The sequence below is a fragment of the Ferrovibrio sp. genome, from assembly GCF_964218355.1.
In the GTDB taxonomy this organism is placed as follows: Bacteria; Pseudomonadota; Alphaproteobacteria; order Ferrovibrionales; family Ferrovibrionaceae; genus Ferrovibrio.
In genome coordinates, this window is record NZ_CAXPMC010000001.1 from 21,230 (window position 1) to 29,909 (window position 8,680).

Below are 8,680 nucleotides of genomic sequence, written 5' to 3' on the forward strand. Positions count from 1 at the left end.
ATCTCAGGCCGGCCGGACCGGCACCACGATCCGCACGTCGAAGGTCTGCAGGATTTCGTCGCGATGATTGCGCGTCTCGATGCGCATCAGCGCCGACCCGCGGTCGGGCCGCGACCGCGACGGGATGACGCCAGTGATCTCGGCTTCCACATGCAGCACGTCGCCCGGCCGGGTCGGCTGCGGCCAGGCCAGCTCGCCGCCCGAACCGAGGATGCCGCCGGCAATCGGCGCGGCCTGCACCAGCAGCTTCATGGTCAGCGCCGCGGTATGCCAGCCACTAGCGGCCAGGCCGCCGAACAGGGTCTGCCGTGCCGCGTCGGGGTCGAGATGAAACGGCTGCGGGTCGAATTCGCAGGCAAAAGTCCTGATCTGCGCCTCGTCGACAGTGTGGGGCGGGCTGACGAAACGCTGCCCCACGCGCAGGTCCTCGAAGTAAAGCTTGTTCATGTCCGGCCATCCTCGTTGCAAAGCCGGAGCACTATGCTGGCGGGCCGCCAGCGCCTCTACTTCATAAAATGAACCTTCGGCAGTGCCGGCCGGATGGCCGGATTCAGCCCTTGTAGCGGATCGTCACCTTCGCCGCCACCGCCTTCGCCGCCTTGCGGGCCGCATCGGTATCGCCGTCCTTCGCCAGCGCCAGCGTCACGCCCATGCGGCGCCAGGGCCGCGTGGTCGGCTTGTTGAAGATGCGCAGGTCGAGGTCGATGCCGGGGGTATCCGGCGTCAGGGCCTCGGCCAGGCCCTCGACAGTGAATTCAGTAGCGTCGCGGTCGGCAAGGATCACCGCCGAGGCGCTGGGGCCATGCTGGGTGATCGACGGGATCGGCAGGCCGAGGATCGCCCGCGCATGCAGGTCGAACTCGGTCAGGTTCTGCGAGATCAGGGTCACCATGCCGGTATCGTGCGGCCGCGGCGACAGTTCCGAGAAGATCACGGCATCGCCCTTGACGAAGAATTCGACGCCGAACAGGCCGTAGCCGCCGAGATTGTCGACCACGGCCTTCGCCTGGCGCTGGGCCTCGGCCACGGCTTCCGGGGTCATCGGGGTCGGCTGCCAGCTTTCCTGGTAATCGCCGCGCTCCTGCCGGTGGCCGATCGGCGGGCAGAAGACCACGCCCTCGCGGGTGCGGATGGTCAGCAGGGTGATCTCGTAGTCGAAATCGATGAAGGCCTCGACGATCACCCGCTTGCGGTCGCCGCGCATGCCGGCCACGGCATAGTCCCAGGCCCTGTCGATATCGGCTGCGGCCTTCACCGTGCTCTGGCCTTTCCCTGAAGAGGACATGACCGGCTTCACGACACAGGGAATGCCGACCTTCGCAACGGCATCGCGCATTTCCTCCAGGCTTTCGGCATAGAGGAATGTCGAGGTCGGCAGGCCGAGTTCGGTGGCCGCCACGTCGCGGATGCGGTCGCGGTTCATGGTCATCAGCGTGGCGCGCGCCGAGGGCACCACATTCCGGCCGCGGTCTTCATACTCCTTCAGCACCTCGGTGCGGATCGCTTCCACCTCGGGCACGATGAAATCGGGCTGGTGCCTGTCGATGGCGGCGCCGAGCGCTGCGCCGTCCAGCATGGAGAAGACTTCCGCCTCGTCGGCCACCTGCATGGCCGGCGCACCCGCATAAGAATCGCAGGCCACCACATGGGCACCGAGCCGCTTGGCCGAGATGACGAATTCGCGGCCGAGCTCGCCCGAGCCCAGCAGGAGGATTTTCTTGGTCGCGGTCATGCCCTCGTATCCCTGCTCCGGTGGTCCCTGCGGGGCCGGCGATCCCGGCGGCAAATCCCGAGTCGGCGGCCGGCCCCGGCAGGGCTTATAGCAGGGCGGCGGGCAAAATGCAGGCCGGTCAGGCCATGGCCGGGGCCGGCCGGGTTTTCGCCGCCGGCCGGAAGGCGAGCGCGATCAGCACCGCGCCCATGCCGGTGCCCCAGGCGCCGAGATAGAGCCAGCGGTAGCTGTCGGTCATGTCGTAGATCAGTCCGCCAACCAGCGGGCCGGTCGACATGCCGAGGCTGCCGGCCATGGCGATGCCGCCGATCACCGTGCCCATCATGTGCAGCGGAAAATTCTCCCGCGCGATGGCGGCATAGAGCGGCATGGTGCCGGCATAGATGAAGCCGAACACGGCCGCGACGGCGTAGAAGCTGCCGAGGTCGCGGGCCAGCAGGAAGGCCGGCGCGGCAAAGGCCTGGACCAGAAGGCCAAGGACGAGAATCTGCCGCGCGCCGAAACGGTCCCCCAGCAGACCGAAGGCGATGCGGCCGCCAAGGCCGGCAAAACCCTCGACGCTGTAGATCGACACCGCCGCCAGCAGCGGAATGCCGCAGGTGACGGCATAGCTGACCGTGTGGAAGATCGGGCCGGCATGGGTGGCGCAGCAGAAGAAGTTGGTCAGCAGCAGGATGATGAAAGGCGGCGAGCGCAGCACCTGCCCCACCGTCAGCGCCGCCGGCGCGGCACCCGCGGCTGCGGCCGGCGCCGCCGGTCCGGCCGCCAGTGCCGGCGCCCGCCGCACCAGCAGCGCAACCGGCAGCATCAGCACCAGCGCGAGGCCGGCAATCAGCAGCATCGCGCTGCGCCAGTCATAGACCGAGACGAGCCAGGCCGCCAGCGGCGACATGGTCATCGGTGCCATGCCCATGCCGGCCGAAACCAGCGAGACCGCAAGGCTGCGATGGGTGTCGAACCAGCCGGTCACGCAGGCCATCATCGGCGCGAAGATCGCCGCCGTGCCGCCGCCGACCACAATGCCGAAGACGACCTGGAAAGCCAGCAGCGAGGTCATCCGGCTGGCCAGGGCGAGGCCGGCCGCCAGCAGCACCGCGCCGGCCAGCACCACGGCGCGCGGGCCGAACCGGTCCGACAGGCTGCCCCAGGCCATGCTGCCCAGCGCCATGGCCAGGAAACCGATGGTCATCGCGGTGGACACGCCGGCAATCGTCCAGCCGGTGGCTTCGGAGATCGGCCGCAGGAAAACCGGCAGTGCGAACATCGATCCGATGGCAACGCAGCTGAGCAGGCCGCCCGCCGCCACGATCGCCCAGCGATACTGCAGGTCATTCATCGCTCGCCTCCATCCGGCGTCCGTCCGTTACAGTCTGTGATGGCAGCCCGCCGCCTGGCGTCACGGTGCCGGCGGCATCCTGTCGAACCTGGCCAGTGCGGGGTCGAGGGAATCCCAGGCATGGCCACGCAGGGTGTAGGTCACCACCTGCGGCTGGAAACGCGCCGGATCGTCCAGGCTGGCGACATGGATGGTGAACAGGTCGGGCATCGCGGCAAAGCTGAGATATACCGGCGAACCGCAGCCGGGACAGAAACCGTGCGTCTTCACGTTGCCGCTGTCGGCCACCCTGTCCCAGTGGGCGGCCCTGCCGGTCAGCGTCACATCCCTGCGGCTGGGAAAGGTCATGTAGGAACCATGACCGGCGCCGCTGGTCTGCTGGCAGTCGCGGCACTGGCAATGGTTGGAAAACACCGGCTCGGCGGCGATCTCGTAACGGATGGCGCCACAGGCGCAGCCGCCGGTATAGGGCATGGTCATTGCGTGCATCCTTTCCGGTCTTTCGCGTCAGCGCGGTTCATCGACGACGGTGCCGATATTCTCGACGACCTTCTTCCAGCCCTTGCCCATGTTCTGGTAGGCCGTGTCGTTCTTCGGCAGCTCGAAGCCGGCATGTTCCAGCCGCAGCCGCGTGCCGCTGCCGGCCGGCTGCAGGGTGAAGGTGACCACCGTGTCGAGTTTCGAGCCATAGCCGGCATTGCCGTCATCGCCGCCCCGCCATGCATAGGAAAGGCGTTCGTTCGGAACGACGTCCAGCACCTCGCAATGGATCACGCCGTCCCAGGCGCCGGCCGGCGTGGTGCGGAAGGTGAAACGGTTGCCGACCACCGCCGCGAAGCCGGCCGGCTCCATCATCCAGCGGGCGATCAGGGTGCCGGTGGTCAGGGCACGCCACAGCGTCTGCGGCGGATGGCGGAACATCGCCTCGATCACGATGGCCTGTGTCTGCGTGGCCTGCGTTTGCGTCCTCTGGGGTTTCACGGCGATGTCGGTCACGGTTCGATCTCCTCCAGCAGGGCGCGCAGCCGGTCGAGCCGCCCGCTCCAGAATTCGGCGTAATGCTGCATCCAGTCGGCCAGCGGCATCAGCCCTTCCGGCTGGGCGCGGTAGAAAACCCGCCGCCCCTCCGGCCGTTCGGCCACCAGGCCCGCCTGTTTCAGCGATTTCAGATGCTGAGAGATGGCACCCTGTGTCACCCCGCTGCCCCTGGTGAGATCGGCCACCGTGATCTCGCCGGCGCGCGCCACACGCTCGAACACCGCCCGCCGGGTCGGATCGGCCAGGGCGCGCATGACATGGGTGACAGTTTCGGTCTGCATCATGGCCAATACATTAGTTCCCACTTATTGATTAGTCAATACTAATCTTTTAAGCTGCTGCCGACCGATCCCTGCACAGAAAGGATTCCCGATGCAGATCACCCAATGTCTCTGGTTCGACACCGACATGGACGCCGCGCTGCGCCTGTATGTGTCGCTGATCCCCGGATCGTCGCTCGACTGGGAATCCACGCTGGCGGCCGACTCGCCGGCCGGGCCGGCCGGCGGCGTGAAGATTGCCGGCTTCACGCTGGGCGACCAGCGCTACATGGCATTCGAATGCGGGCGGCCCGAGGCGTTCAACCACAGCATCTCGATCACGGTGGAATGCGAAACCCAGGCCGAGATCGACCGCCTGTGGGCGGCCCTCGGCGAGGGCGGCCAGATCGAGCAATGCGGCTGGCTGCGCGACCGCTGGGGCCTGGCCTGGCAGATCACGCCGAAACGGCTGGGCGAACTGACGCGGGGTCCGGACCGCGCCAGGGCGAAGCGCGTCGCCGCGGCGATGCTGCAGATGGTGAAGATCGACATCGCCGCACTGGAAGCCGCGGCGAAGGGATAACACCGCTCACTTGTCGTCGGGAAAGGGCACGCCCTTGCTGGTGAAGCGTTGCCGGCCGCCGCTGCGGCGTCCGGGTCGCGGTCCCGGTTTCTGTCCCGGCTGATGACCCGGCTGATGACCCGGCCGGCGGCCGGGCTGGCCGCCCTTCCCCGTGCCCGGCGGCTGGCCGGCCGGCACCAGCTGGTGCGGCAGCGAGCCGATCAGGTCGGCGCGGCCCATCTTCTTCAGGGCCGCGCGCAGCACCGGCCAGTTTTCCGGGTCGTGATAGCGCAGGAAAGCCTTGTGCAGGCGGCGCTGCGTCAGGCCCCGCACCACCGCGACCTGCTCGCTGCCGCCATGCCGCACGCCGCGCAGCGGATTGACGCCGGTATGGTACATGGCGGTGGCGGTGGCCATCGGCGACGGCAGGAAGGTCTGCACCTGATCGGCGCGGTAGCGGTTCTTCTTCAGCCACAGGGCGAGGTTCATCATGTCCTCGTCGGTGGTGCCCGGATGCGCGGCGATGAAATACGGGATCAGGTAGTATTTCTTGCCGGCGCGCTTCGCGGCCGCGTCGAACATCTCCTTGAAGCGGTCGTAGGCGCCGATGCCCGGCTTCATCATCCTGTCGAGCGGGCCGCGCTCGGTATGCTCCGGCGCGATCTTCAGATAGCCGCCGACATGGTGGGTGACCAGCTCCTGCACATATTCCGGGCTCTGCACCGCGAGGTCGTAGCGCACGCCCGACGCCACCATCACCTTCTTGATGCCCTTCGTCTCGCGGACCTTGCGGTAGAGCCGGATCAGGTCGTCATGCGAGGTGTTCAGGTTCGGGCAGATATCGGGAAACACGCAGGACAGCCGCCGGCAGGCCGCCTCGATCTTCGGATCCTTGCAGGCCATGCGGTACATGTTGGCGGTCGGCCCGCCGATATCCGAGATCACGCCGGTGAAGCCCGGCGTGCGGTCGCGGATCTGCTCGATCTCGCGCAGGATCGAGATTTCCGAGCGGTTCTGGATGATGCGGCCCTCATGCTCGGTGATAGAACAGAAGGTACAGCCGCCGAAGCAGCCGCGCATGATGGTCACCGAGAACTTGATCATGTCCCAGGCCGGGATTTTCGCATCGCCATAGGATGGATGCGGCGCCCGCGCATAGGGCAGGTCGTAAACCGAATCCATCTCTTCGGTGGTCAGCGGCACCGGCGGCGGGTTCAGCCACAGGTCGCGATCGCCATGGCGCTGCACCAGCGGCCGCGCATTGCCGGGATTGCTCTCCCGGTGCAGCACGCGGGAGGCACGGGCATAGGCCTCCTTGTCCTGCTCGACCTGCTCGTAAGCCGGCAGGCGGATAACGACATCGCCGGGACGCCGCGCGGCGCCCTCATCGGCGCTGTCGAGATCGTCGGCATGTAGTTCGGTGTAGTGCTCCGGCACGCGGCGGAACAGGGCGACGCCGCGAACGGCATGCAGATCGGCCGGCGCCTCGCCGGCCGCCAGCCGCCGCGCCACCTCGACGACGGCCCGCTCGGCATTGCCGTAGAGCAGCAGGTCGGCCTTGGCATCAGCGAGGATCGAGCGGCGCACCTTCTCGGACCAGTAGTCGAAATGCGCGATGCGGCGCAGGGATGCCTCGATGCCGCCGAGGATGATCGGCACGTCCTTGAATGCCTCGCGGCAGCGCTGGGCATAAACGATGGTGCAGCGGTCGGGCCGCGCGCCGCCCTCGCCGCCCGGCGTGTAGGCATCGTCATGGCGCAGCCGGCGGTCCGCCGTGTAGCGGTTGACCATCGAATCCATGTTGCCGCCGGTGACGCCGAAGAACAGCCGCGGCCGGCCCAGCGCCTTGAACGGTTCGGCGGACTGCCAGTCGGGCTGGGCGATGATGCCGACCCGGAAACCCTGCGCCTCCAGCAGCCGGCCGATGATCGCCATCCCGAAGCTCGGATGATCGACATAGGCATCGCCGGTGACCAGCACGATGTCGCAGACATCCCAGCCGAGCGCGTCCATCTCGGCGCGGCTCATCGGCAGGAGCGGCGCCGCTTTGCGGCCGGCCCCCTGCCGCAAGGCGGCGGGCGGCATCAGGGCATTCCGGGGGCTGGCCTGGGTCTCCATGGCGCCACGCATAGGCCTCCATGGCCGCAAATTCAAGAATTAACGTGACCGGCTGGCCGTTTCGCGCCCGGTTACTCGCCCGGATGCAGGCCGGGGGCTTCCTGGCCGGTGCGGGCCACATATTCCGTGTAGCCGCCGGTGAACTGGTGCACGCCGTCGGGCGTCAGCTCCAGCACGCGGTTCGACAGGGCCGCGAGGAAATGGCGGTCATGCGAGACGAACAGCATGGTGCCCTCGAAATCCGCCAGCGCCGTGACCAGCATTTCCTTGGTGGCCATGTCGAGATGGTTGGTCGGCTCGTCCAGCAGGAGGAGTTCGGGCGGCTCGGGCGCGGCGAAGATGGCGGCGAGGCCCGCGCGCAGGCGTTCGCCGCCGCTGAGCGTGCTCACGGATTGGCGCGCCGCCTCGTTGCGGAAGGCAAAGCGGGCGAGGGCGGCATGGACCGCGTTGCGGCTGAGATGCGGCTGCACGGTGTGGAGCGCGTCGAGGATGGAGCCTTCCCGCGGCAGAAGGCTGACATGCTGGTCCAGCCGGGCGATGCGCGGCGTCAGCGTCTCGACCGTGCCGGACACGGGGGGGATTTCGCCGAGGATCATTCGCATCAGCGTGGACTTGCCGGAGCCATTGGGGCCGGAGATGGCGACGCGTTGCGGGCCGCGCAGCTCAAACGAGAGCGGGCCGAACAAGTGGCGATCCCCGAAGGCGGCGACGGCGTCCTTTATGCGGAGAATGTCTTTCGAATGGGGCAGGTCGACGTGTGGCACATCCATCGAGATGGGCGCGGTGATCTCGACCTTTGCGCGGGCGGCCTCGAAACTGTCTGCGGCGTCGCCAATCAGGCGGCCAGCGAGGTGGTCGCCGCGGGCAGATGTGTGTTCGGCGCGTTCGGCGCGGGCATTCAGCACGAGCTTTGGCTGGGATCCGCGCGCGCGGGTTGCCCGGCCCAGCTTTTCCCGCCGGTCCTGTTTCTCGCGGGCGCGCTGGGCGTCTGTCTCGGCACGCTTGAGGGCGCTGGCAGAGCGGGTGAGGTCGGCTTCGGCCTGGGCGCGGGCCGCGTCGCGCGCTTCGCGAAAGGCGCTCCAGCCGCCACCGAAGATCGTGACGCCGATGGGGGTCAGTTCCACGATCCGGTCGACCTGCTCCAGCAGGTCCCGGTCATGACTGGCGATGAGTGCGCCGCCGCGCCACTGGGCGAGCAGGTCGGCGATGGCGCGCCGCCCGTCCGTATCGAGATTGTTGGTTGGCTCGTCCAGCAGCAGGATGTCTGGCTGTTCCAGAAGCAGGCGGGCGATCATCACGCGTGTGCGTTCGCCGCCGCTGAGCTGTGACATGGGGGTATCAAGCGGCATGTCGCGTAGGCCGGTAGAGGCAAGGGTCTCAGCCAGCCGGGCTTCCAGCGACCAGTCGGCCAGCTCAGCGTCTTCCAGTGTGCCATCGCCTGCCGCCAGACGCGCGAGCCGGGCTAGGTCTTCCGCCACGCCGAGGGTTTCGCTGAGGGTCAGCGACTCATCGGCAATCTGGGCGAGGCGGCCCAGCCGGGCGTGTACGGACAGCGTGCCGCGCGCGGGCGTGACCTCGCCGGCAATCGCGCGCAGCAGTGTGGACTTGCCACAGCCATTGCGCCCGACAAGGCC

At 68.0% G+C, this 8,680-nt stretch carries 9 protein-coding genes; 1 reads left to right on the plus strand and 8 read right to left on the minus strand.

What is annotated here, in order from left to right:
• Positions 1-3: 3 nt before the first annotated feature.
• The 6 genes from ACEQZY_RS00120 to ACEQZY_RS00145 all read right to left on the minus strand — a co-directional run bounded on the left by ACEQZY_RS00120 (position 4) and on the right by ACEQZY_RS00145 (position 4,390).
• On the minus strand, positions 4-447 hold the full coding sequence (locus ACEQZY_RS00120) for a MaoC family dehydratase (RefSeq protein WP_341704773.1): 444 nt from the start codon (positions 445-447) through the stop codon (positions 4-6).
• Positions 448-550: 103 nt separating this feature from the next.
• The gene (gene purT / locus ACEQZY_RS00125) at positions 551-1,732 is read right to left on the minus strand and encodes a formate-dependent phosphoribosylglycinamide formyltransferase (protein WP_370151458.1); all 1,182 of its coding nucleotides are present in this window, start codon (positions 1,730-1,732) and stop codon (positions 551-553) included.
• A 118-nt stretch (positions 1,733-1,850) separates the two neighbouring features.
• Positions 1,851-3,068: an MFS transporter gene (locus ACEQZY_RS00130; protein WP_370151461.1), complete on the minus strand. Its 1,218-nt coding sequence runs from the start codon at positions 3,066-3,068 to the stop codon at positions 1,851-1,853.
• Positions 3,069-3,128: 60 nt separating this feature from the next.
• Positions 3,129-3,548 (minus strand): GFA family protein, encoded by a 420-nt coding sequence (locus ACEQZY_RS00135; RefSeq protein ID WP_341703464.1) that lies wholly within the window; start codon positions 3,546-3,548, stop codon positions 3,129-3,131.
• Between the two features lie 27 nt (positions 3,549-3,575).
• Positions 3,576-4,064, minus strand: a complete 489-nt coding sequence (locus tag ACEQZY_RS00140; RefSeq protein ID WP_341703463.1) for an SRPBCC domain-containing protein — start codon at positions 4,062-4,064, stop codon at positions 3,576-3,578.
• Positions 4,061-4,390 (minus strand): metalloregulator ArsR/SmtB family transcription factor, encoded by a 330-nt coding sequence (locus ACEQZY_RS00145; RefSeq protein ID WP_341703462.1) that lies wholly within the window; start codon positions 4,388-4,390, stop codon positions 4,061-4,063. The genes ACEQZY_RS00140 and ACEQZY_RS00145 overlap by 4 nt, the downstream gene beginning before the upstream one ends.
• An 88-nt stretch (positions 4,391-4,478) precedes the next feature.
• Here ACEQZY_RS00145 and ACEQZY_RS00150 point away from each other — a divergent pair, with 88 nt between their 5' ends.
• On the plus strand, positions 4,479-4,949 hold the full coding sequence (locus ACEQZY_RS00150) for a VOC family protein (protein WP_341703461.1): 471 nt from the start codon (positions 4,479-4,481) through the stop codon (positions 4,947-4,949).
• 6 nt (positions 4,950-4,955) lie between these two features.
• Here ACEQZY_RS00150 and ACEQZY_RS00155 read toward each other — a convergent pair whose 3' ends face one another.
• Together ACEQZY_RS00155 and abc-f are read right to left on the minus strand one after the other, a co-directional pair.
• Positions 4,956-7,013 (minus strand): YgiQ family radical SAM protein, encoded by a 2,058-nt coding sequence (locus tag ACEQZY_RS00155; RefSeq protein WP_370151466.1) that lies wholly within the window; start codon positions 7,011-7,013, stop codon positions 4,956-4,958.
• A gap of 104 nt (positions 7,014-7,117) precedes the next feature.
• On the minus strand, positions 7,118-8,680 hold a 1,563-nt coding region (abc-f, locus tag ACEQZY_RS00160; RefSeq protein ID WP_370151468.1), incomplete at its 5' end, for a ribosomal protection-like ABC-F family protein.